Below are 22,545 nucleotides of genomic sequence, written 5' to 3' on the forward strand. Positions count from 1 at the left end.
CGGCCCGACCCACCGTCGGCCGACCACACCTACACCCGGGTCGTCTCGCCTGACGGACGGACCGTTGGTGCCCGGTGCGACCACCACCGGGCCAGGGCCGCGCAGACGATCAGCTGGATCTGGTGGAAGATCATCAGCGGTAGGACCAGCAGGCCGAGCAGTTGCGGACTGAACAGCACGGCCGCCATCGGCAACCCGGTGGCCAGGCTCTTCTTGGCGCCGCAGAAGACCGTCGCGGCCCGGTCGGCGTGGTCGAAGCCGAGCAGCCGGGTGACGCCGAACAGCAGCCCCATCACCACCGCCAGCAGGGCACCGACGGTGGCGCCGAGAACCAGCAGCTGACTGACGGCGATCTGCTGCCAGATCCCGGCGACCACACCGGCGCTGAACGCGGTGTAGACCACCAGCAGGATCGAGCCCCGGTCGACCACCGAGGTCAGGCTCTTGTGTCGGCCGATCCAGTCAGCGGTCCACCGCCGGGACAGCTGACCCGCGACGAACGGTAGCAGCAGCTGCCCGACGATCGAGCCGATCGAACCTGCGGTCAGCCGCAGGTCACCGGTGTTCTGCATGAGCAGCACGGCGAGCAGTGGGGTGAGCGCGACCCCGGCGATGTTGGAGAACGACGCGCTGAACACGGCGGCCGGCACGTTGCCCCGGGCGATCGAGGTGAACGCGATCGACGACTGCACCGTCGAGGGGACCACGCAGAGGAAGAGGACCCCCTGGTAGAGCTCGGCCGGCAGCAGTTGCGGGCTGATCAGCGCAACGGCCAGACCGAGCAGCGGGAAGACCACGAAGGTGGTGCTCAGCACCACGGTGTGCAGGCGCCAGTGTCGGGCGCCGGCGAGCGCCGCCGCCGGGGCGATCCTGGCCCCGTGCAGGAAGAACAGCAGGGCGATGCCGACGCTGGCGACGACACCGGCGACCGAGGCGGCGGTGCCGCGGACCGGGAGCAGCGCGGCGAGCGCCACGACGGCGAACAGCATCGCGATGAACGGGTCGATGATCAGCCAGCGGGGCCAGCGCATCCGGGTGCTCCAGGTGGACAAGGGGTTGGTCCACCCATTCTGAGCGGCTGGCCGATCAGCGGGAAAGCTGATCACCGCACTGACTGTCATCGCGTAACGCGATAGCATGCAGGTCGTGTACGAGCCTGTCCAGCTGCGCAGCTTCCTGGCGGTGAGCCAGTTGCTGAGCTTCACCCGAGCCGCCGAGCGGCTCGGTCTGCGGCAGTCCACGGTCAGCGCGCACGTGCGGCGGTTGGAGGAGGCGGCCGGACGGCCGTTGCTGCTGCGCGACACGCACACCGTGCAGCTGACGGTGGACGGCGAAGCGATGATCAGCTTCGCCCGGGACATTCTCGACGCGCACGACCGGGCCCGCCGGCATTTCAGCACCACGGTGGTACGCGGCAAGCTGCGCCTCGGCGTCTCCGAGGACCTGATCTCCAGCTACCTGCCGGACGTGCTGCAGACCTTCCGCCGCCGCAACCCGCTGGTCGACGTCGAGCTGACCGTGGCGCTGAGCGGCACACTGCACCAGTTGCTGGACGCCCGGGCACTCGACCTGGTCTTCGCCAAACGCCTGGCGGGTCAGTCCCGGGGCACTCTGGTCTGGCGTGACCGGCTGGTCTGGCTGGGCGCGGCGGATCAGCCCACACCGCCACGGCGCACCGCCGGGGAACCGGTGCCGCTGGTGGTCTACCCGCCGCCGAGCATCTCCCGGGCGCAGGCGCTCGCCGCGCTCTCGTCCGCCGGTCAGCCGTGGCGGATCGCCTGCACCAGCGGCAGCCTCGGCGGGCTGGTGGCCGCCGCCCGCGCCGGTCTCGGCCTGCTGCCGCACTCGGCCCGGTTGGTGCCGGTCGGCCTGACCCCGGTGGCCCCGGCCGATCTGCCGCCGCTGGGCGAGGTGGAGTTCATCCTGCTGTCCCGTCCGGACGCCGACCCGGCGGTGGTGGCGGCGGTCAGTGAGGCGGTCGGGGCCGCCGGCCGGCCGACCGGCGGTGGCCGGGAGCGGGCTCCGCGGACCGCAGGCTGACCCCAGCCCGGATCCCCAGAGCGACAGATCCTGCTGCAAGAGGATGTCAGTTCTTGCGGCCCTGTCGGCGGGCACAGCTCGGAGCACCCCAGCCTGGCGGCCGAAACAAGCTGTTCACAGCGAGACGTCTGATTGTTACCCTCACCACATGGCTGAAAGTACTTGCGATCCTTGCAGGTTCTTTCAGAGCCCTGACCTGTGCCTCCTCGCAGGCAAGCCGTCACCAGCATTGGAGCGCTGATGTCCGTACCCGGATCGACCGTGTCCAGACCGATGGCCGCCGCCGTGGCGGCCGTCATCGGAATCCCGTTGGCCGTCACCCTGCCCGCGCCCGCCACCGCCACTACCCCCGCAGCGGCCCTCGCCACAGACCCGGCAGCGGCCCCGGTCACGACCGCCGAGGCGACCGCCACCGCCGTCGGCAACGGCGACGCGATCGTGCACCTGTTCCAGTGGCGGTGGAACTCCATCGCCGAGGAGTGCGAGGCAACACTCGGCCCGGACGGCTGGGGCGGGGTCCAGGTATCCCCGCCGCAGGAGCATGTGCTGCTGCCCAGCGCCGAAGGTGCCAGCTACCCCTGGTGGCAGGACTACCAGCCGGTCTCGTACCGGATCGACCAGACCCGGCGTGGCGACCGGGCCGACTTCGTCGACATGGTCGAACGCTGCCGCGACCAGGGCGTGAAGATCTACGTCGACATGGTGCTCAACCACATGAGCGGCACCGGATCGGTCGGCAGCGGGCCGGGCAGCGCCGGCACCGTCTACAGCAAGTACGGCTACCCGGACCTGTTCGGCGACGGCTCCGGCGACAGCTACGGCTACGCCGACTTCGGCCCCTGCTACCGCACCATCAGCAACTGGGGCAGCAAGACCGAGGTGCAGGACTGCGAACTGCTCGACCTGGCCGACCTCAACACCGCCGATCCGGAGGTACGCCGCAAGATCGCCAAGTACATGAACTCGGTGATCGCGCTCGGCGTCGCCGGGTTCCGGGTGGACGCCGCAAAACACGTCCAGGAAGCCCACCTGGCGGACATCATCTCCCGACTCGACGACGTGCCCGGCTTCGGCGGCCGACCCGACCTGTTCCACGAGGTGTACGGCGACGGCACCATCCCGTACACCGCATACGCGCCGTACGGCAAGGTCACCAACTTCGACTACCAGCGGGCGGTCTCCGCGGCCTTCCGCGACGGCACCATCGCCCAGCTGGCCAGCGTGCCGCACTACGGCGGGCTGACCGGCGACCGGGCCGTCGTCTTCATCGACAACCACGACACCCAGCGGGCCACCCCGACGCTCACCTACCAGGACGGCGACCGCTACTACCTGGCCGACGCGTTCATGCTCGCCCACCCGTACGGGACCCCCCAGTTGATGTCCAGCTATGCCTTCGGCCCAGTGGTCGCCCAGGGGCCGCCGAGCACCGGCGACGGCACCACGCTGCCGACCGACTGCGCCAGCGCAGAGTGGATCTGTGAGCACCGCGACGAGCAGGTCGCCGGGATGGTCGGCTTCCGCAACGCCACCGCCGGCGCCGGCATCAGCGCCGTGCTCACCGACGGCAACGGCCGGCTCGGCTTCGCCCGCGCCGACCGCGGGTACGCCGCGTTCAACGCGACCGGCAGCACCTGGAGCCGCAGCTTCACCACCAGCCTGCCGGACGGCTGGTACTGCAACGTGGCCCGGGGCACCTACCGGGCGGACAGTGGCACCTGCACCGGTGGCACGATCGCCGTCACCGACGGCGGCTTCCACGCCGACATCCCGGCGAACCGGGCGGTGGCACTGCACGTCGCGGCGCGGCTCGACTGCACCGACCCAGCCGGCTGCGGCCCGGTCGATCCGCCCCCGGGCGACGGCACCCCGGTAACGGTGACCGTGCAGACCACGCCCGGCCAGCAGGTACGGGTGGTCGGCTCGCTGCCCGAACTCGGCTCCTGGAACCCGGCCGACGCGGCACCGCTGGGCACCGACGCGGCCAGCTACCCGACCTGGACCGGCTCCGTCGACGTCCCGGACGGTACGGCGTTCGAGTGGAAACTGGTCAAGGTGGCGTCGAACGGCGCGGTCGAGTGGGAAGCTGGCGCCAACCGCAGCGGCGTCGGCGGCACCCCGCTCACCGCCACCTGGGGCCAGCCCGGCTCCGGCGGAGAGCAGCCGGGCACCGTCGCGGTCACCTTCGACGTCACCGCGACCACCTGGTACGGCCAGGACGTCCTGGTCGTCGGCTCGGTCCCGGCGCTGGGCTCGTGGGACCCGACCCGGGCGGTCGCCCTCGCTGCGGACGACTACCCGGTCTGGTCGGGCAGCGTCGCGCTGCCGGCCGGTGAGTCCTTCGAGTACAAGTACGTCAAGCGGGCACCGGACGGCACTGTCGACTGGGAGTCGGGCGGCAACCGCAGTGCCACCCCGGCCGGCGACGCGACGACCCTCACCGACACCTGGCGATGACCAAGCGGTGTACGGCGGACCGGCTCCGCGCGGTCCGCCGTACACCCGGCGGCCGAGCTGATAGCCTCGGCCCGGGTGGACGGACCGGCTGCGGACGCCTGCCGTTCGGGAGGTCACCGGTGCGAATCGGGCCGCGGGTAGCAACCGTCGTAGTCAACTACCGGCACTACGACGACACTGTCCGTTGCCTCACCTCGCTGCAGGCCAGTGACACCGCCGACCAGCGGGTGATCGTCGTCGACAACACCGAACGGGAGCACCACGGGCCCGATCTCACCGACCTGCTGGATCCGGCCGTGGAGGTCGTCTCGGCCGGCGACAACGTCGGCTTCGCCGCCGGCTGCAACATCGGGATCCGGGCCGCTCTGACGTCGTCCGCCGAGTTCGTCTGGCTGCTCAACCCGGATGCGGTCGTCAGCGCGGAGACGTTGACCCGCCTGCTGCGCACCGCCGAGGAGCATCCGGACGCCGGGATCGTCGGCAGCCGCATCCTCGACGGCGGACACCCGGCCCGCATCCTGTTCAACGGCGGCGTGATCAAGGGCCACGGGTCCACGTACCACGCCGACGCCGGGGTGTTCGATCCGTCCGTGCCGGACGGAGCGGTGCGCGACGTCGACTACGTCACCGGCGCGTGTTTCCTGATCCGGCGGGAGACGCTCCGCCAGATCGGTCTGCTCTCCGAGGACTACTTCCTCTACTACGAGGAGACCGACTACTGCCTGCGAGCCCAGCAGGCCGGCTGGCGCACCGTCCTCGCGCCCTACTCCCGGGTGTGGCACTACAAGCGGTCGGCCGGCAGGTACCCGCCGCCGTACTACGTCTACTACATGTGCCGCAACCGGATGCACTTCAGCAAGCGGTTCTTCACCGCCCCGCTGAGCGAGATCGAGTCGGAGCTCGAGGCGTTCGTCACCTGTTGGCTCCGGCAGGTCGACACCCACGCCCCGCAGTTGCGCGGCGGCTACGAAAAGCTCGTCGAACTGGCTCTCGCCGACGGCCGGGACGGTCGACTCGGCCGCCGCGACGACATCGACGCACTCGTCTCGGGCTAGCCGCAGACGGGCGGTTCGCTAACCGGGCCGGGTCGGCCCGGTAACCGGACTTGACGTGGTTGCTGTCGCTTCGCCGCCAGTCACCCCGTTGATCCAGTAAAGTTGCTGTTCAGCCACCCCCTGCGCCCCCACTACGCACCGCCCGGCCGACGAGGCCCACGGCGCACCCGCGGAGACGGCAATGAGCAGATACTCCTACAGCTTCGAGCCGGAGGACACCAACAACACCGCCGCCGCCGTCTACCGGCTGGCGGCGAGCGGCGGTCCCCGGGTGCTCGATCTGGGCTCGGGGCCGGGCATCGTCTCCGGCATGCTCGCCACCGTCGCGGGACGTACCGTCACCTGCGCCGACGTCGACACCGAGGCGCTCGCCGAGGCCCGGGCCGGCGGCGTACAGGAGACGATGGTCGTCGACCTGCGGGAACCGGACTGGCCCGGTGCGCTGGCCGGCCGCGAGTACGACGTGGTGATCCTCGCCGACGTGCTGGAGCATCTGATCGAACCGGGTTCCGTCCTGCGCGCACTGCGGGACGACAAGATCCTCGCTCCGGACGGTCTGCTGGTCGTCAGCTTCCCGAACATGGCGCACGAGTCGATCATCATCGAGTTGATGACGGGCAACTTCGAGTACACCAGGACGGGCCTGCTGGACTCGACCCACCTGCGCTTCTTCACCCGGACCAGCATGCAGACGCTGCTGGAGTCGAACGGGTTCCTGGTCAGCGCGACACACCGGACGATCCGGTCCGCCGAGCAGACTCCGCACCGCGCCCGCGCCTTCGAGATCAGCGCCGAACTGCGCCGGATGGTGGCCCAACTCGGTGCGGAGGCCGAAACCTACCAGTACGTCGTGGAGTGCCGGCCGTCCACCGAGGCGGTCCGGATCAGCCTCGCCGAGCAGCGGCTCACCGCCGAGCATTCGGCCCACCTCGACGCGCTGGCCGTCAACGAGCGGCTGACCGCGCAACTCGACGACCTGCAGCACCGGCACCGGCAACTGGACGAGCAGTTCCGCCTCGCCCAGGACCTGGTCGGCCAGGAACGACTCGACGCGCTGCAGGCCCGTGAGACGCTGCGCCGGGCCGAGCAGGAACGGACGCAGTTCCAGGCGAAGCTCAAGGACTCTCAGCAGAAGGTCAAGGAGCTGCAGGAGACGGCCACGAGGCTGCAGACCCGGATCAACAAGATGACCAACAGCAACACGTACCGGGCCGGAAAGATGGTCCGGTACGTGTTCCGGCCGAACGAGGGCCTGCGGGCCGTCAAACGCCGACGGAGCCGGTCGACCAACCGACGCGCCACGGCCGGCACCGGTGCCAGCGCCGACAGCTCGGACGGCCGAGGGGCGCCGGCCACCAACGTGCCGGCCCAGTTCCACGGGCTGACCGCTGATCCGGTGCTGTGCGACGCCTACCGGCGGGCCTGCGCAAAGGACCGGTTTCACCGCTCGGACGCGGTGCGGGTGGCGTTCTGCGTCTCCACCGTCGACCTGGACGCCGGCCGTGGCGACCTCTACGTCGCCGTCGGGATCGGCCGCTACCTGCAGCGGCACGGCTACGAGGTCGCGTACCTGCCGGCGGAGCGCTGGGCGGAGCTGCCACCGGAGACCGACGTGGCGCTCGCCATGATCCCGACGTTCGACCCGCTGACCGTGCCGGACCGCTGCCGGATCGTCGCCTGGGTCCGCAACGAGACCGACCGCTGGCGAGAGCATCCGCACCTCGCCCTGTTCGACACGGTGGTCGCCTCCTCCTCCGCCTCGGTCAGCCGGCTGCGCGAGCACTACGACGGGCCCGTCGGGTTGCTGCCGCTCGGGGTGGACACCGAGCTGTTCACCCTGCCCGGTGCCGACCAGGTCCGCGGTGGAGCGGTGACGACGGTCAACTCGTGGGGCCGGGAGCGGCACCTGTACCAGTGCCTGCGCGGGGTGGACATCACCTTCCCGTTCGTCGTCTTCGGCGAGAAGCGCGGGCTGAACTCGTACTTCTCCCGGTACGCCGGCGGCCCGACCAGCTATTTCAACCTGCCGGGCCTGTACCGGCGGGCGCTGCTGGTGCTCGACGACCTCAACCACACCACCCGGCCGTACGGCAACGTCAACTCGCGGCTGCTGGAGAGCCTGGCGGCGGGCGCGCTGCCCCTGACGAACTGTCGGATCGGGCTCGCCGAACTCGGGCTGGCGGAGCTTCCCACGTACAGCGACGCGGCCAGCCTGGGCGACCTGATCGCCCGGCTGACCGGCGACCCCGCCGGCACCGTCGCGCTGGCCGGCCAGCTGTCCGCGGTGGTACGCGAACGGCACTCGTTCGCCCGCCGGGCGGCGGACCTGCACGCGGTGATCGACGGCCTGGACCCGCAGCCGCGCCGGGCCTACAGCCGGTTCGTCGGCGCGTACCCCTACTACGTGGACAATCCGTACCAGCAGCTGCTGATGTCGGGTCTACCCGACGTCGGGGTGCGGTGGTTCCCGGTCGCCGACGCCGTCCGGGACTCCGCCGCCCCGCACCTGGCCGCCGGTCGGCTGGACAACTACGTCCTGCACGTGCACTGGACCGATCCAATCGTGCACCCGGCCACCGACGACCAGCAGGCGGCGACGCGGCTGGCCGAGTTCCAGAACCGGATCGCCGACCTACGGCGGCGGGGCGGCCGGCTGATCTGGACCATCCACAACGTCTTCCCGCACGAGTGGAAGTACCCGGAGGTGGAGAAGGAACTGGCCCGGTACCTCGCCGCCGAGGCCGACGTCGTGCACCTGCTCTGCCCGGAGACGGTGGCGGCGACCACGCCACACTATCCGTTGCCGCCGGAGAAGGTCCGGATCGTCCGGCACAGCAGCTACCTCGGGGTGTATCCCGACTCGGTGAGCCGGCTCGCGGCCCGTCGCCGGTTCGGGTACGCCGCCGACGACCACGTCCTGCTGTTCTTCGGTGGGATCCGACCGTACAAGGGGGTCAGCGAACTGCTCGACGCGTTCACCGCGGCCGGCGAGCAGGACCCCCGGCTGCGGCTGATCGTCGCGGGGGCGCCGAAACGGCTCGACCCGCGCGACGGGCTGGCCGAACGCTGCGACCGTGACCCCCGGATCACCGCGATGTTCGATCCGGTCCCGGACGAGGAGGTCCAGTTCTACTTCAAGGCGGCGGACACGGTGGTGCTGCCGTACCGCACGGTGCTCAACTCGGGCAGCTTCCATCTGGCGGTCTCGTTCGGCCGCCCGGTGGTGGCGCCAAGGCTGGGTGCGTTGACCGCACTGCTCGATCCGGCGTACACCATCGGCTTCGACCCGGCGGCCCGCGACGGGCTGACCGACGCCCTGCTGGCCTCGACCGGGCTGCGCGGCAGGCACGTGGAGCTGGCTGCCCGGGCCGCCGCCCGCAGCTACCAGTTCGGCGACATGGCCCGCGACTACGCCAAGATGGTCACTGAACTGTTCGAGACCCCACACCGCGACTGAGCCGGTACGCGTGACGGCCGGTCGGACGCACCGGGCCGCACCCTGCCACTGCGGAGGGCACATTGGAGGATCACTAAGATCGCCCGGTGACCATCCGACGTACCGCCCAGGTTGTCCTGATCGGACTATTGGGCGTCATCATCCTGCCCGGAACCCCGCCCGCCGGTGCCGACGAGACCACCGAGAACCTGCGGATGCAGCTGGTCCTGGACGTCAGCGGCTCGATGCGAGAGCCCGACATGAACGGCCAGACCCGGATGGCCGTCGCCCAGCGCGCGTTCAACGAGGTCGTCGACGCCGTGCCGGCGGGCACCGACCTCGGCATCCGGGTCCTCGGGGCCACCTACCCCGGCGACGACAAGGCCCTCGGCTGCCAGGACACCCAGCAGATCGTACCGGTCGGGCCGGTCGACCGCGACCAGGCGAAGGCCGCGATCGCCAGTCTGCGGCCTACCGGCTTCACCCCGATCGGGCTGGCGCTGCGGGAGGCGGCCAAGGATCTCGGCTCCGGTGAGACCGCCCGACGCATCGTCCTGATCACCGACGGCGAGGACACCTGCGCCCCGCCCGACCCGTGTGACGTCGCCCGGGAACTCGCCGCCCAGGGCACCCGGCTGATCGTCGACACGCTCGGCCTCACCCTCGACGACAAGGTCCGCCAGCAGCTGGTCTGCATCGCCGGGGCCACCGGCGGCACGTACACCACCGCGCAGAGCGCCGACCAGCTCGCCGACCGGATCAACCAGCTGGTCGACCGGGCCCAGGACACCTACACCCGGACCCCGGAGCTGGTCACCGGCAGTACCGACTGCACGGCGGCGCCGCTGCTCGCGGCAGGTGTCTACACCGACCGGGAACGTTTCGAGGAGCACCGCTGGTACCGCGTACCGATCCGGGCGGACCAGGAGCTGCGCGCCTCGGTGAGCATCGCGTTGGACCGCCCGGTGAACCGGGACTACGGGATCCTGCTCCGGGCCGTCCATCCCAACGGCCGCGAGCTGGTCCGGGGTACCGACGCCGGCAGCGGCCGGACCGACGTACTCTCCACCGGCCTGCGATGGTCCGCCGGCCCGGACACCGACCGGACCGACGACACCGGCCCGGACGGCGACACCGACCGCGCCGACGGCACCGGCCAGACCGACGACACCGGTGGAACTTCTGACCCGGCCGGTACGCCGTCCGGAACCGTCTCCGCCGCCGCGTCGACGGCCGCCGGCACGGAGCCACCGCCCGCCGAGGTCTGCCTGGTGGTCAGCAACTCGTTCGCCGCCGCTGGCGGGGCCGGTGACGCCCCTGGCATGCCGATCGAGCTCACCGTCGATCTGGTCGCCGCCTCCCCCACCCCGGACAGCCCGGGTCTCGGCCGTGGCTGGCTGCTGCTGGTCGTGCTGAGCCTCGCCGGGCTGGTCACCGGAGTCCTCGCCGGCTGGCTGACCCGCTGGTGGACCACCGTCTGGAAGGAGAGCTGAGTTGACCCGTCGTACATTCCGGCTGACCCGCGCCGGCCTGGCCGTCGGCACCGCTGGCGCCGCCGTCCTCCTTGTCGCGACCCCGGCGGCGGCCGAAGGCCCCACCCCGGCACCGGCGGAGGCCACCCTCACCAAGGCCGGAACGTCGTTCCTCACCGCTGCGGCGGTCCACATCGACCAGCCGGTCCGGGTCTCGGCCGCGACCGGTGAGTACCTGTACTGGTCGTTCCCGGCCCAGGCCGGCCAGACCAGCTCGATCGCGGCGACCGTGACCCTCGCCGATGCGGCGGCGCGCAGCGGCGCGTCGACCTGGACCATCGACGTGTTCGACGGGCTGCGCCGCCGCCAGCCGTGCACCGCGGGCATGCAGTCACCCGTCGGATCCGCCACTGACCGGCAGGTACGGGCGGGCTGCGCACTGCGGCAGGTCCGAGCCTGGGCGGAGCCGTGGTCCGCCGATCCGCTACCCGGCACCTACTACGTCCGGCTCTCCGTCACCGACCTGCCGGAGCAGGACCTCGGTCTGCCGGTGCAGGTCGAGCTACGGGTGAGCGTCGATATCTCGGACGACACCAGCCCGGAGGGCGGCCGGCTGGAGGCGCCGCTGACGCCGACCGTACGGCAGGGGGCGGTGCTCACCAGCGCGACCGGCGACACCGACCCGGCGGACGCCACCGGTCAGGTCAGCGAACAGTCCTGGTGGGACAGTGTTGCCGGCTGGTTCAGCGACTGGTTGCCCGGCCTGACGAGTCGGTGGTTCTGGACGGTGGCCGGTGGCGTACTGGCCGCCGTCGGTGGCGTGGTCGGCTTCGGGCTGACCCGCCGGCCACGCCGCCGGGCCGGCCCCGCCGCAGCCAGCTGACCTGCTGACCGGCTGCGGACTCGGCCGACCGGGCCGATAGTCCGGTCAACCGGCGGCTGCCAGCCGGCGCATCGATCCGGACGGCAGCCGGCGTCCGACCGCCACCAGCTGCCGTCCGGCGGGCGTGCCGTCGCTCGGACCGGCGACGGCCGGGTCGATCTCGGTCAGCAGCCGGCGGAACAGCGTCGGGCGGTCCACCCGGATCACGGTGCTGCGCCCGCTGCGCTCGACGACCGTGTGCGGCAGCGCCAACGCCGGTGCGGCACTTCGCAGCAGCGCCGCAGCCGGGGTGCTCACCGAGATGGCGAGCACCCCGGCGGTCCGGTCCGCCGGAGCCAGCAGCGCGGCCATCCGCCAGACGGCCAGCGCAGCGGGGTAGTGCGCGGCCGCCAGCCCGGGGCTGCCGAGCATCCGCCGACCGTCGCGCCACGCGCCGGCCAGCGCCCGCAACACCCGGTGGTACCCGTCCGAGGACACATCGACCCTGGTCAGCGAGGTGCATGCGCCGACCGGGCTGGTCACCGACCAGGTGATCGTGGACAGCAGGCGGGCGGTCCGGGCCGCGGCCGCGGGCTGCTCGGTCTGTGCCACCGGTAGCTGCCGGTCCGCAGTGGCCGACGCCGGCCCCAGTCGGCGCCAGCCGACCGGCCGCCGTTCGTTCCAGCAGAACGCGGCCTCCAGCAGCGGGTACGCGCCGAGCGGGCCGGCCGCGACGGCACGCAGTACCTTCTCGGTGCCTCCACCGGGCCGGTTGTCCGCCCCGGCGCCGGTGTCGTCGGCACCACTACTGCCAGCCGTGGTCGGTAGGGTCATAACTGAACTCCTCTGCCACGTTCACGCGCGCCCGCCAGGGGCGCGCAGGTCAACTTGTCGGGATGGACCGCTCCGCCACGAACCGGCCCTGCTGGACGCGGAACGCCCAGACCACCACCGACGACGCCACCAGCTCACCGGTGCCGGTCCAGGCGATCCGGGTGGTGACCCCGGGCTCGTCGTAGTCGTCGACGAACGCGGCCATCGCGGTCCGGCCACCGTGTCCGGCCTGGATCCCGGCGAGGAACACCGTCGCCGCGTCGTACGACTCAGCGGAGTTGGTGCCCGGCTCCACCCCGAAGCGTTCCCGGTAGCGCTGCGGAAACTCGGCGCCGGCCCGCTCCGGCGGCAGGCAGGGGCAGGTGATCACCACTGCGGTCTCGGCATCGTCGCCGGCCTCGCGGAGAAAGCCGTCCGCCTTCGCCCCGTCACCGGCGACGAAGGTCGCCGGGACGTCGGCCGCGCGGAGCTGGCGGCGCAGCCGACCGGCTTCCGCGTAGTAGCCGCCGTAGAAGACCACGTCTGCGTCGGCTGAACGGATCTGCCCGACGACCGCGCTGAAGTCGGTCGCTCCGGCGGCGACCGTCGCCCGCTGCACCACCTTGGCGCCGAGTCTGGCGGCCACCTGGTCGGCCAGCCCTTGGCCGTACGCCCCGCCGTCGTCGACGACGAACACCGCCGTGCCGCCCAGTGCCTGGTCGATGTACTGACCGGCGGCACGCCCCTGCGCGGCGTCGTTGCCGACCAGCCGGTGAAAGGTGGACCAGCCTCGTTCGCTGAGTTCGGTCCGGGTCGCCGAGGTGGTGATCGTGGCGACGCCGCCCTGGTCGAGGATCGGCAGTGCCGCTTCGGCCTCGCCGGAGAAGCCCGGACCGACCACCCCGATGATGCGGGCGTCGTCAACGATCTGCTGGGCCAGGGCGGGGGCCTGCTTCGGGTCGCCCTGCGAATCGAACTCGATCAGCTCCACCGGGCAGTCCGGATGCTCCGCCCGGTACTGGTCGAAGGCCAGTCGGGCACCGTCACGGACGTTGCCGCCGAGGTCGGCCGAGTCGCCGGAGAGCGGTCCGAGGACCGCGATGCGGCTGCCGCAGGCGCTGGCCGGTGCCGCCTGCTCGCCACCGGCCGAGACGCATCCGGTCAGCACCGACAGCAGGCCGAACATCGCCGTCGGCCGCAGCAACGTACGCACGTCCACCTCCTGTACCCGGTCGGACCCGCCTATCCTGCTGGTAGGAGCGTGAGGTTTTGATGAGACGGTTGATCCTGGGTGCGGTGCTGACCCTCACCGGGTTGGTCCTCACCGGGTTGGTCCTCACCGGGTGCAGCGATCCCGGGGCGGGGGCCCCGGCGGATGTTTCCGCCGCGCCGTCGTCCACCGCGACCGGCACCGCGCTGTACGCGGTCGATTCCCAGACGCTGGACGAGATCGTCATCGACGCGCAGGGGTTCGTGCTGTACCGCTCCGACCGGGACACCGCGGCACCGACCTGGTCGGCCTGCGAGGGACAGTGCCGGCAATCCTGGCTGCCGGCACCCTGCGAGAGCGAGGTACGGGTGGAGGGGATCGACCGGCAGCTGGTCGGCTGCTTCGACCGGTCCGACGGGAGCCGGCAGCTGAGCCTGGCCGGCTGGCCGCTGTACGGGTACGCCGGTGACCGGATGCCCGGCGACGCGAACGGTCACGGCCAGTCGGGCATCTGGTTCGCGATCCGCCCCGACGGCGACACCGCGGTCTACGTGCCCTGATCGGGGTGGTCCCGGAACGCTGACCGGTCCGCTCGGGCATGCCGTCCTACCCGCCCTGACCGCCGGGCAGCCGCAGCCGGGCCTCAGCACCGCCGCCTTCGGCGTTGACCAGCCGCAGCTGCCCGCCGTGCAGCTGCGCCACCCAGCTGGCGATGGCCAGCCCGAGCCCGGTGCCGTCCTCGGTGCCGCTGCGGAACCGCTGCTCGGGCGCGGCGGCGACAGCTTCGCTGAGCCCGGTGCCGCGGTCACGTACCCGGACGGTCGGCGGTCCGGCGGTGACCTCGAGCCGGATCTCGGCCGGCTGGTCGGCGGCCCGACCGTGCTGGACCGCGTTCTGAATCAGGTTGCGCAGTGCGATCCGGACCAGCGCCGGGTCGCCGTACGCCACCACGGCCTCGGTGACCGGCACCGCCCGGTGCGGCGCGACGACGGTGTCGGTCAGCACCTCCTCGGCCAGTTGGTCCAGGCGGAACGGCTCCCGGCGCAGGTCACGCAGGCCGGCGACGAGCTGGGCCCGGGTGAGCAGGACGGAGACCGAGTCGGCGAGCCGGTCGGCGGAGCGCACCACCTGGCGCAGCGCCGCCGGGCGGCGCTGCGGCTCGGCCAGCGCGGTCTCGGAGACGGCACGGATCACGGTCAACGGGGTGCGCAGCTCGTGCGCGGCGTCGGCAACGAACCGTTCCTGCTGGTTGAGGGCGTCGGCGATGGGCTCGGTGCCGCGGCGGGCGAGCAGGTAACCGCCGGCGCCGGCCAGCGCGGTGAAGCTGACGCCGCCGGCGACCAGGGCCAGGGCCAGCCGCTGGTTGGCGGTCTCGGCCGGCCCGGTGTCGCCGAGCACGACGACGGCGCCGGCCACCGCCCCGGTGACGGCGTGCTGGAACGGTACGGCGAGCAGCGGGGTGGGGGTACCGGCGGTGTCGCCGACTCCGCCGGCGAGCTCGGTGCCGGAGGTCCAGACCGTCCGGGCCGGTGCCAGCAGGTTGTCCGGCGGGACGACCGGCAGCCGGGCCGGGTACGCGAAGACCAGGCTGAGGTCGGCCCGACCGGCCTCGTACACGTAGACGGCGGTGGTGCCGTTGGCGACCGCGTTGTCGAACAGTTTGTCGAGCTGCAGCGCCCCGGACTCGTAGTAGAGCAGGGCGGCGGCGGTGCTGGCGGTACGCCGCAGCTCGGCGGCGACCACCTCGTCCCGCTGCCGCCCGTCGACCAGCAGCGCGACGGCGCCCATTCCGGCCAGGCCGACCACGTTGATCGCCATCACCAGCAGCGTGATCCGGATCCGCAGGTTGCGCAGCCGGTCGGCGGTCTGCAGCGGCTTGCCACCCCGCCGGTCGCGGCGGTTCACGGCGGCGCCCCGCCAGTTCGGCCGGCGGTCACGACGGCGCCCCGCCGACCCGGTAGCCGACCCCGCGTACGGTGTGAATCAACTGCGGCTCGCCGAGCTTGCGGCGCAGCTGGGCGACCACTGCGTCCACCACGTTCGAGCTGGGGTCGGCGAGCTCGTCCCAACAGTGTTCGAACAGGTCGCTTCGGCTGACCACCGCCGGACGCCGGACCAGCAGCATCTCCAGTACGGCGAACTCCTTGCGGGTGAGCGTCAGCAGGACGCCGGCCCGGCGCACCTCCCGACGGGCGGCGTCGACCTCCAGATCCGCCACCCGCAGCAGCGGCGGGGTGGTGGCGCCGCGGCGTCGGCAGAGCGCCCGGACCCGCAGGACGAGTTCGGCCGTGACGAAGGGCTTCACCACGTAGTCGTCGACACCGGCCTGGAAGCCGGCGATCCGGTCCCCGGCGCTGTCCAGCGCGGTGAGCACCAGAGCCGGTGTGGTGAGCCCGGACCGGCGTCGATGGCTGAGCTGGTGCAGTGAGTCGCCTTCCGGAAGGATCCGGTCGAGCACCAGGCAGTCGTAGTCGTTGATGCTCATGCTCAGGTCGGCCTGGCTCCAGTCGGCCGCCTGGTCGACGGCGAATCCGCCGGAGCGCAGCGCGGTGACGACGGCGCTGCGTACCTCGGGGTCGTCCTCGACCACCAGCACCCGCATGCGGGCGAGGCTAGCAAGCCGCCGTCACCAGCGCGTCTTCGACGAGGGTCAACCCGAGGACGCGCAGCGCTCGCCGTTGAGCAGGAAGGTCGTCGGCGGCGGGTTGCTCGCCGAGTACCTGACCACGAAACCGAGCTGTGCGCTGCCGCCGGCCGGGATCCGGCTGTTCCACGTCGTGTTGGCGACGGTGATGTCCGGCGGGACCAGGTCGACCGGTTCGGCGCCCCACAGGTGGCTGGGTCCGCACGGTCAGTGGCTCGGTCGGTGGTGAGGTGTTGCCAGCGTCGTCGTGGGCCCGCACCACGAAGGTGTACGCGGTCTGCGGTTGCAGTGCGCCGACCCGGGCGGTCGGTCCGGTCGGCGGGTGTTGCGGGGCGGTCGCCACCGGGGTGGTGGAGCCGTCGGGGTTGACCCGCAGCACCTCGTACCAGGCGACGTAGACGTTGTCGGCGGACGGCTGCCACCGCAGGGTGACCGAGTCGGTGCCGATCGTGGTGGCGGTCAGCGCGCTTGGCGCGGTGGGTGGTTGGTCGTCGCCGGGCGGCATGGTCAGGCGCAGGCTCGGGCTGGCCGGCGACGGTCGGGGTGCCGGGGGTGGTCGGGATCGCGCCGGATCCACCGGCGGCAGTGGTGTGGCGGTTGCGGCATGGGCATCTCGCTTTCGGTGCGGACGCCGGGACGGACCAGCGGATCGACCGACTGTGAGCTTGCCCACTACTCATCGACGAGCATCGAACCTCCGGTGCCGGTGGAGCGAGCTTGCGTCCGACCGTCGCCGCAGACCGAGCACGGCAGCTCAGCCGCCGCTCCGAGGCCCACACACACAACGAAGCCTGCCGATGCATCGGCAGGCTGGACAGCACTCTCGGACGGACCGACGTCGCGGTCCCGACTTGTCGGCGATTCTCCGCCGTAACAATCGGGGACTAGCGTGGGGACGGGGAGGGCAACCCCCGTCCCCACCATTCAGTTGCAAAACACGCACGAGCGGTTTGGCGTCCAGGTCGTGCGTGACGCGCGGGAGCCGGGCCACGCGAGTGGCTCTGGTTCCACCTCCTCTCGACAGGTGGTGCGCGGGCTGGCGGCGGTGTCCGGGCTTGGCCCGCCGCCAGCCTCGGGAGCTGTGCGGTTGACACGGTGATGTCGCCATCGCCGCGCCACGCGTCGACTACCTCAGCAGGGGCACATCCATCGATGGAAGCGCTCCCATGCAGGGACTGTAGCCTGAGTCACGAGTTTGCGAAAGTGCAGCGGCTGATCAGCTCACGAAATGAAGGTGTGATGAGGCGGTCACGCCCATGTTCACCGGCCGAACTGCTGGACCGCCGCGGTCACCCCGGCGACGATCAGCAGCGCGTCCGGCGGGATCAACGTCTCAGGTTCCGCGTACCGCAGCTGCCGGTCCCGCTCCTTGATCCCGACCACCGTGATGCCGTACCGCTGGCGTAGCCGGGACTCGGCCAACGTCCGACCGGTGGCGTCCGGCGGGGCGCAGACCTTGGCGATGGCGAACCCGTCGTCGAACTCGATGAAGTCGAGCATCCGGCTGGCCAGCAGGTGGGCCACCCGGTCACCCATCGTCGCCTCCGGAAAAATCACATGGTGCGCACCGACCGAGGCGAGGATCCGGCCGTGCTTGGCGGTGATCGCCTTCGCCCAGATCTCCGGGACACCCAGCTCGGTCAGCGCCACCACGGTGAGGATGCTGGCCTCGACGTCCGAGCCGATACCGACCACCGCGCGGGGGTAGTCGGCGACGCCGCACTGGCGCAACGCCTGGTCGTCGGTCGAGTCCGCCTCGACCACCCTCGGCAGCCGCTCGGACCAGCGGTGCACCCGTTTGGGGTGCTCGTCGATGCCCAGCACGTGATGGCCGAGGCGGAGCAGGGACTGGGCGACCTGACCACCGAACCGCCCGAGGCCGATCACCGCCACGCTGTCGGCGTCCGGCGGCCCGACCGGGGAATCGTCATCTCTCACCGAGGATCCGTCCGAGGCTAGGACTTTGCCGCTTTTCCTCATACGCACTGTAGTCAGCCGCTAACCTCGACGCAGCGATATCCGGCCCGTCCCACGACTTGTCGTACACCGACAAACGCAGACAGTGGACATCACCGAAAGTCGTTGTCTGGTAACGGATTATTCCAGCTCAGTCAGGATTGTCGAGGTGTTGATGCCGGTGACCGATCCGGTAAGCTTGCCCGCGGTCTCCGCCAGGCGGCGCCCACCGGCGCCGGCGGTGACCGCCGCCCAATCACCCCTCCGGGGTGAGCCGGGGAACCACGTTTCCACCGGGGTGAATCCGCGCCAGCGGTAGGGATCGTTCCGTCCCGAACCCGTCAGCTAACTCGGTCGGCGGCCAAGGAAAGGAACAGGATGACCGCACCCCTCCGCCGGCGGATTCCGACGGCCGCGGCCCTCGCCGCCGTCGCCGCCCTGCTCGCCGGCTTCGTCGTAGCGTCGCCGGCCGCCGCTCAGGATCCGGACGACGAAGGCGCCCCGCCATTGCTCAGTGAGGTGCTCGAATCGACCGGCCGGGGCTTCGTCGAAGCCAAAGCCGCGGTCGACGAGTCCCGCAAACGCCAGTTGAAGCTCAACCTCGAGTTGGAAAAAGTCGAGGAGCGGATAGCGGCGCTGACCCCGCAGATCGGCCAGGTCGCCTCCAACTCGTACCGTCTCGGTCGGATCACCCCGGTGATGGTCCTGCTCAACAGTGCCGATCCGGACACGTTGCTGGAACGCGCCGAAGGCCTGGACATGATCGCCATGCACGACAACAAGCGGATCCGGGAGCTCAACGAGGCCCGCGAACAGGCCGCTCGGGCGGTCGCCGCGATCGACGCCGAGGTGGCCCGCGAGGAACAGCAACTCGAGGCGATGTCCCGCCAGAAGAAAGAGGCCGAAAAGGCCCTGCAACTGGTCGGCGCGGTCGCCACCAACGGGTTTGTCTCGGCCACCTCGCCGGTCGCCGCCCAGGCTCCGCGTAACTCGGACGGTTCCTGGCCGTCCCAGTCGTGCAGCCTGGACGACCCCACCACGAGCGGCTGCATCACGCCGCGCACCATGCACGCGCTGAACGAGGCGAAGAAGGCCGGCTTCACCCGCTTCGTCTCCTGCTTCCGCCCCGGCGGACCGTTCGAGCACCCCAAGGGACGGGCCTGCGACTTCTCCGCTCAGCAGCAGGGGTTCGGCGGCGACGCCTTCGGCGACGACCGGCTGTACGGCAACAACCTGACCGCCTTCCTGGTCCGCAACGCCGACAAGCTCGGCATCCTGTACGTCATCTGGTACCGGCAGTTCTGGTCACCGACGACCGGCTGGAGTTCGTACAGCGGTGCCGGCGGCGACCCGAACAGCGACCACACCAACCACGTACATCTGTCCCTGCTGTGACCTGACCTCACCTCGTGCGGTGCCGGGGCCGGCCCCGGCACCGCACGAGACGCAGGTCGTCAGCACGAGACGTAGGTTGTCAGTCGGTACGCGCCGACCGGCGTACCGGTGAGCGGCCGGTCGGCTGCTGCGGCGGCGGACTGACCGGGCCGGCCGGCGGGATCGCCCGGATGACCGGCTTGTCCGCAGCCACCGTGATCGGTTCGCCGTGATGGGTCAGGTCCACGGTGGCGTTCTGATCGACATCGCGCAGCGAGTAGGTCACCTCGTCGTGCTGGACAGCCACCCGCAGCCGTAGGCCCCGCCACATCATGGCGAACTCCAGCCGGTTGATCCGCTGCGGCAGCCGGGGAGCGAAGGCCAGCTCCCCGCCGTGGTCACGCATCCCCCCGAAGCCGGCGACCAGCGCGAGCCACGCCCCGGCCAAGGCGGCGACGTGGATACCGTCGCGGGTGTTGCGGTTGATGTCGTGCAGGTCCATCAACGCGGCCTCACCCATGTAGTCGTGGGCGAGCTCCAGATGCCCGGTCTCCGCAGCGATCACCGACTGGGTGCACGCGGACAGCGACGAGTCCCGCACCGTACGCCGCTCGTAGTAGGCGAAGTTGCGTGCCTTCTCCTCCTCGGTGAACGCGTCGCCCCGCCAGTGCATCGCCAGCGCCAGGTCGGCCTGCTTGACCACCTGCTTGCGGTACAGGTCGAAGTACGGGTAGTGCAGCAGCAGCGGATAGTGGTCCTGCGGGGTGCCGGCGAAGTCCCACTCCTGGTGCCGGGTGAACCCGGCCGACTGCGGGTGCACGCCCAGCTCGTCGTCGTACGGAACGTGCATCGACAGGGCCGCGTCCCGCCAGGCCGCGGTCTCCTCGTCGTCGACGCCGAGCACCCAGGCCCGGTCGGCGTAGCGCAGCGCGCAGTCGGCAGCGGTCAGCAGGTTCCGCTGCGCCATCAGGTTGGTGTAGATGTTGTCGTCGACCACGGCGGTGTACTCGTCCGGCCCGGTCACCCCGTCGATGTGGAACCGGCCGTGCCGGTCGTGGTGACCCAGCGAACGCCACAGCCGAGCGGTCTCCACCAGCAGTTCCAGGCCGATCTCCCGCTCGAACTCGACGTCGCCGGTGGCGTGCACGTACCGCCGGACCGCATCGGCGATGTCGGCCGCCACGTGGAACGCGGCCGTACCGGCCGGCCAGTACGCCGAGCATTCCTGGCCCCGGATGGTCCGCCACGGGAACGCCGCCCCGTTGAGCCCGAGCATCCGGGCCCGCTCCCGCGCCTGGTCCAGGGTCGAGTGTCGCCAGCGCAGCACCGAGGCGACCGCCCCCGGCTGGGTGTAGGTCAGCACCGGCAGCACGAACATCTCGGTGTCCCAGAAGGCGTGCCCGTCGTACCCCGGGCCGGTCAGCCCTTTCGCCGCGATCGGCCGCTGCTCGGCGCGGGCACCGGCCTGCAGCACATGGAACAGCCCGAACCGGACCGCCTGCTGGATCTCCGGGTCGCCGTCCACCCGCACGTCCGAGTGGTCCCAGAAGTCGTCGAGGTACTTGCGCTGCTCGGCGCAGAGCCCTTCCCAGCTGGAGATCCGGGCGCCGGCCAACGCCGCGCCGACCTGGTCGCGCAGCGCCGGCAACGAGCGCTGGCTGGACCAGCCGTACGTCAGCAGCTTCACCATCCGCAGCCGCTGCCCCGGCTCCAGCAGGCAGGAGACGGTGGTCCGGACCCAGTCGTCGAATCCTTCGGTGCTGACCGACACCTCGCCGGGCCCGTCGATCTCGTGCCCCATCGCCGCTGCCATCCGCAGCCCGCTGGCCTTGGTCCGGTGGATGAGCAGCCCGCCGTCGGGCTGCACCAGCCGCTCCTCGGCCTGCAGCGGCGTCTCCAGCACCGCGGCGACGCGCGGGTCCTTACTCTGTGCCGGCAGCTCCTCGTTGGCGACCAGCTCGGACTGCACGATGATGCGCAACGGCTCGTCGACCGCCTCCACCTCGAAGCAGATCGCCGCGACCGCCCGCTGGGTGAACGACACCAGCCGGGTGCTGCGGACCCGGGCGGTACGCCCGGCCGGCGAGCGCCACTCCAGCCGGCGGTCCAGCAGACCGGCCCGCAGGTCGAGCACCCGCTCGTGGGAGAGCAGGTCGCCGTAGCGCACGTCGAACGGCTCGTCGTCGATCAGCAGCCGGATCGGTTTGCCGTTGGTGACGTTGACCAGCGTCTGGCCGGACTCGGGAAAGCCGTAGCCGGCTTCGGCGTACGGCAGCGGCCGCAACTCGTAGAACGAGTTCAGATAGGTGCCGGGCAGCCCGTGCGGTTCGCCCTCGTCCAGGTTGCCGCGGAATCCGACGTGCCCGTTCGCGAGGGCGAAGACCGACTCCGACTGGGCCAGGATGTCGAAGTCGAGCCGGGTCTCCCGCACATGCCATGGCTCCACCGGGTAGGCCCGCTCCCGGATCACCGTTCGGCTCCGACCAGCAACTCCCCCAGATCGCTCACCACGATGTCGGCACCGTTGGCGAGCAGTTCGTCACCGATGCCGACCCGGTCGACACCGATGACGCAGCCGAACTCCCCCGCTCGCGCCGCCGTCACGCCGGCCAGCGCGTCCTCGAACACCGCAGCGTTGCCCGGCTCGACGCCGAGCTGCGCGGCAGCGGCCAGGAACGTGTCCGGTTCCGGCTTGCCCCGCAGGCCCTTCTCGCGCGCGATCACCCCGTCTACCCGCACCTCGACCAACTCCTCAATCCCCGCCGCGATCAGCACGTCCCGGCAGTTGGCGCTGGCCGAGACGACGGCCCGGTGCAGCCCGACCCAGCGGGCAGCATGAAGGTAGGCCAGCGAACCGTCGTAGACCTGCACCCCGTCTTCGGCGATGCGTCGCAGCAGCACCTCGTTCTTCCGGGTGCCGATGCCGTACACGGTGTCGGCCTCCGGGGGGTCGTCTGCCGACCCCTCGGGAAGCTCAACGCCCCGCGAGGCAAGGAAGGAACGCACTCCGTCGGCCCGTGGCCGACCGTCGACGTAGCGGCTGTAGTCGGCGCCCGGGTCGAACGGATGGAACGGCTGGCCGGTGTCGGCGGCGCGGGCGCGGAGGAAGTTGTTGAAGGTCTCCTCCCACGCCGCGTTGTGCACTTTCGCGGTCTGAGTCAACACCCCATCGAGGTCGAACAGGCAGGCGGTCACATGAGCGGGTAGACCGAGCACGCAGCCAATC

17 protein-coding genes and 1 riboswitch are annotated in these 22,545 nt (G+C 71.3%); of the genes, 8 read left to right on the top strand and 9 right to left on the bottom strand.

The window, feature by feature from the left end:
- Window positions 1–29: 29 nt before the first annotated feature.
- On the bottom strand, window positions 30–1,052 hold the full coding sequence (locus O7610_RS18775; RefSeq protein WP_289211444.1) for a bile acid:sodium symporter family protein: 1,023 nt from the start codon (window positions 1,050–1,052) through the stop codon (window positions 30–32).
- Window positions 1,053–1,146: 94 nt separating this feature from the next.
- On the opposite strand from O7610_RS18775, the gene O7610_RS18780 reads away from it, so the two are divergent.
- The 6 genes from O7610_RS18780 (at window position 1,147) to O7610_RS18805 (ending at window position 11,343) form a co-directional block, all read left to right on the top strand.
- The gene (locus O7610_RS18780) at window positions 1,147–2,040 is read left to right on the top strand and encodes a LysR family transcriptional regulator (RefSeq protein ID WP_281551969.1); all 894 of its coding nucleotides are present in this window, start codon (window positions 1,147–1,149) and stop codon (window positions 2,038–2,040) included.
- 261 nt (window positions 2,041–2,301) lie between these two features.
- Entirely contained in the window at window positions 2,302–4,497 is a 2,196-nt protein-coding gene (locus O7610_RS18785; protein WP_281551970.1) for a carbohydrate-binding module family 20 domain-containing protein, read from the top strand.
- A 119-nt stretch (window positions 4,498–4,616) separates the two neighbouring features.
- Window positions 4,617–5,552, top strand: a complete 936-nt coding sequence (locus O7610_RS18790) for a glycosyltransferase family 2 protein (protein WP_281551971.1) — start codon at window positions 4,617–4,619, stop codon at window positions 5,550–5,552.
- Window positions 5,553–5,733: 181 nt separating this feature from the next.
- Window positions 5,734–9,009, top strand: a complete 3,276-nt coding sequence (locus O7610_RS18795; protein ID WP_289211445.1) for a methyltransferase domain-containing protein — start codon at window positions 5,734–5,736, stop codon at window positions 9,007–9,009.
- 86 nt (window positions 9,010–9,095) lie between these two features.
- On the top strand, window positions 9,096–10,481 hold the full coding sequence (locus O7610_RS18800) for a VWA domain-containing protein (RefSeq protein WP_289211446.1): 1,386 nt from the start codon (window positions 9,096–9,098) through the stop codon (window positions 10,479–10,481).
- A gap of 1 nt (window position 10,482) precedes the next feature.
- Window positions 10,483–11,343: a peptidase gene (locus tag O7610_RS18805; RefSeq protein ID WP_289211447.1), complete on the top strand. Its 861-nt coding sequence runs from the start codon at window positions 10,483–10,485 to the stop codon at window positions 11,341–11,343.
- Between the two features lie 45 nt (window positions 11,344–11,388).
- Here the strand turns inward: O7610_RS18805 and O7610_RS18810 are convergent, their stop codons facing one another.
- Together O7610_RS18810 and O7610_RS18815 are read right to left on the bottom strand one after the other, a co-directional pair.
- Window positions 11,389–12,156 (bottom strand): hypothetical protein, encoded by a 768-nt coding sequence (locus O7610_RS18810; protein ID WP_289211448.1) that lies wholly within the window; start codon window positions 12,154–12,156, stop codon window positions 11,389–11,391.
- 49 nt (window positions 12,157–12,205) lie between these two features.
- The gene (locus O7610_RS18815) at window positions 12,206–13,348 is read right to left on the bottom strand and encodes a branched-chain amino acid ABC transporter substrate-binding protein (protein WP_281551976.1); all 1,143 of its coding nucleotides are present in this window, start codon (window positions 13,346–13,348) and stop codon (window positions 12,206–12,208) included.
- Window positions 13,349–13,407: 59 nt separating this feature from the next.
- Between O7610_RS18815 and O7610_RS18820 the strand changes: the two genes are divergently transcribed.
- A complete protein-coding gene (locus O7610_RS18820) occupies window positions 13,408–13,905 on the top strand; it encodes a hypothetical protein (RefSeq protein WP_289211449.1) in 498 nt (165 codons plus the stop codon).
- Between the two features lie 46 nt (window positions 13,906–13,951).
- Here the strand turns inward: O7610_RS18820 and O7610_RS18825 are convergent, their stop codons facing one another.
- From O7610_RS18825 to O7610_RS18840, 4 genes are all read right to left on the bottom strand, one after another.
- Window positions 13,952–15,250: a sensor histidine kinase gene (locus O7610_RS18825; protein ID WP_289211450.1), complete on the bottom strand. Its 1,299-nt coding sequence runs from the start codon at window positions 15,248–15,250 to the stop codon at window positions 13,952–13,954.
- Between the two features lie 28 nt (window positions 15,251–15,278).
- Window positions 15,279–15,947, bottom strand: a complete 669-nt coding sequence (locus tag O7610_RS18830) for a winged helix-turn-helix domain-containing protein (RefSeq protein ID WP_281551979.1) — start codon at window positions 15,945–15,947, stop codon at window positions 15,279–15,281.
- Between the two features lie 10 nt (window positions 15,948–15,957).
- Complete coding sequence (locus O7610_RS30920; RefSeq protein WP_281551980.1) at window positions 15,958–16,566, bottom strand: fibronectin type III domain-containing protein; 609 nt, start codon at window positions 16,564–16,566, stop codon at window positions 15,958–15,960.
- A 683-nt stretch (window positions 16,567–17,249) separates the two neighbouring features.
- Window positions 17,250–17,927: a potassium channel family protein gene (locus tag O7610_RS18840; protein WP_289211451.1), complete on the bottom strand. Its 678-nt coding sequence runs from the start codon at window positions 17,925–17,927 to the stop codon at window positions 17,250–17,252.
- Window positions 17,928–18,184: 257 nt separating this feature from the next.
- A riboswitch (cyclic di-AMP (ydaO/yuaA leader) is annotated at window positions 18,185–18,321 on the top strand.
- 2 nt (window positions 18,322–18,323) lie between these two features.
- On the opposite strand from O7610_RS18840, the gene O7610_RS18845 reads away from it, so the two are divergent.
- Window positions 18,324–19,340, top strand: a complete 1,017-nt coding sequence (locus tag O7610_RS18845) for a coiled-coil domain-containing protein (protein WP_281551982.1) — start codon at window positions 18,324–18,326, stop codon at window positions 19,338–19,340.
- A 79-nt stretch (window positions 19,341–19,419) separates the two neighbouring features.
- Here O7610_RS18845 and O7610_RS18850 read toward each other — a convergent pair whose 3' ends face one another.
- Both O7610_RS18850 and O7610_RS18855 read right to left on the bottom strand, forming a co-directional pair.
- Entirely contained in the window at window positions 19,420–21,789 is a 2,370-nt protein-coding gene (locus O7610_RS18850) for a glycoside hydrolase family 65 protein (RefSeq protein ID WP_281567206.1), read from the bottom strand.
- Window positions 21,786–22,535, bottom strand: coding sequence for an HAD family hydrolase (locus tag O7610_RS18855; protein WP_281551984.1), 750 nt, complete (start codon window positions 22,533–22,535; stop codon window positions 21,786–21,788). The genes O7610_RS18850 and O7610_RS18855 overlap by 4 nt, the downstream gene beginning before the upstream one ends.
- Window positions 22,536–22,545: the final 10 nt, after the last annotated feature.

Source organism: Solwaraspora sp. WMMA2065 (genome assembly GCF_030345075.1).
Taxonomy (GTDB): Bacteria; Actinomycetota; Actinomycetes; order Mycobacteriales; family Micromonosporaceae; genus Micromonospora_E.

Excerpts from the sequence above, each read along its gene's own strand:
- O7610_RS18795 (WP_289211445.1), top strand. The coding sequence starts at position 5,734 with ATGAGCAGATACTCCTACAGCTTCGAGCCGGAGGACACCAACAACACC.
- O7610_RS18810 (WP_289211448.1), bottom strand. The coding sequence starts at position 12,156 with ATGACCCTACCGACCACGGCTGGCAGTAGTGGTGCCGACGACACCGGC.
- O7610_RS18820 (WP_289211449.1), top strand. The coding sequence starts at position 13,408 with ATGAGACGGTTGATCCTGGGTGCGGTGCTGACCCTCACCGGGTTGGTC.
- O7610_RS18830 (WP_281551979.1), bottom strand. The coding sequence starts at position 15,947 with ATGCGGGTGCTGGTGGTCGAGGACGACCCCGAGGTACGCAGCGCCGTC.
- O7610_RS18845 (WP_281551982.1), top strand. The coding sequence starts at position 18,324 with ATGACCGCACCCCTCCGCCGGCGGATTCCGACGGCCGCGGCCCTCGCC.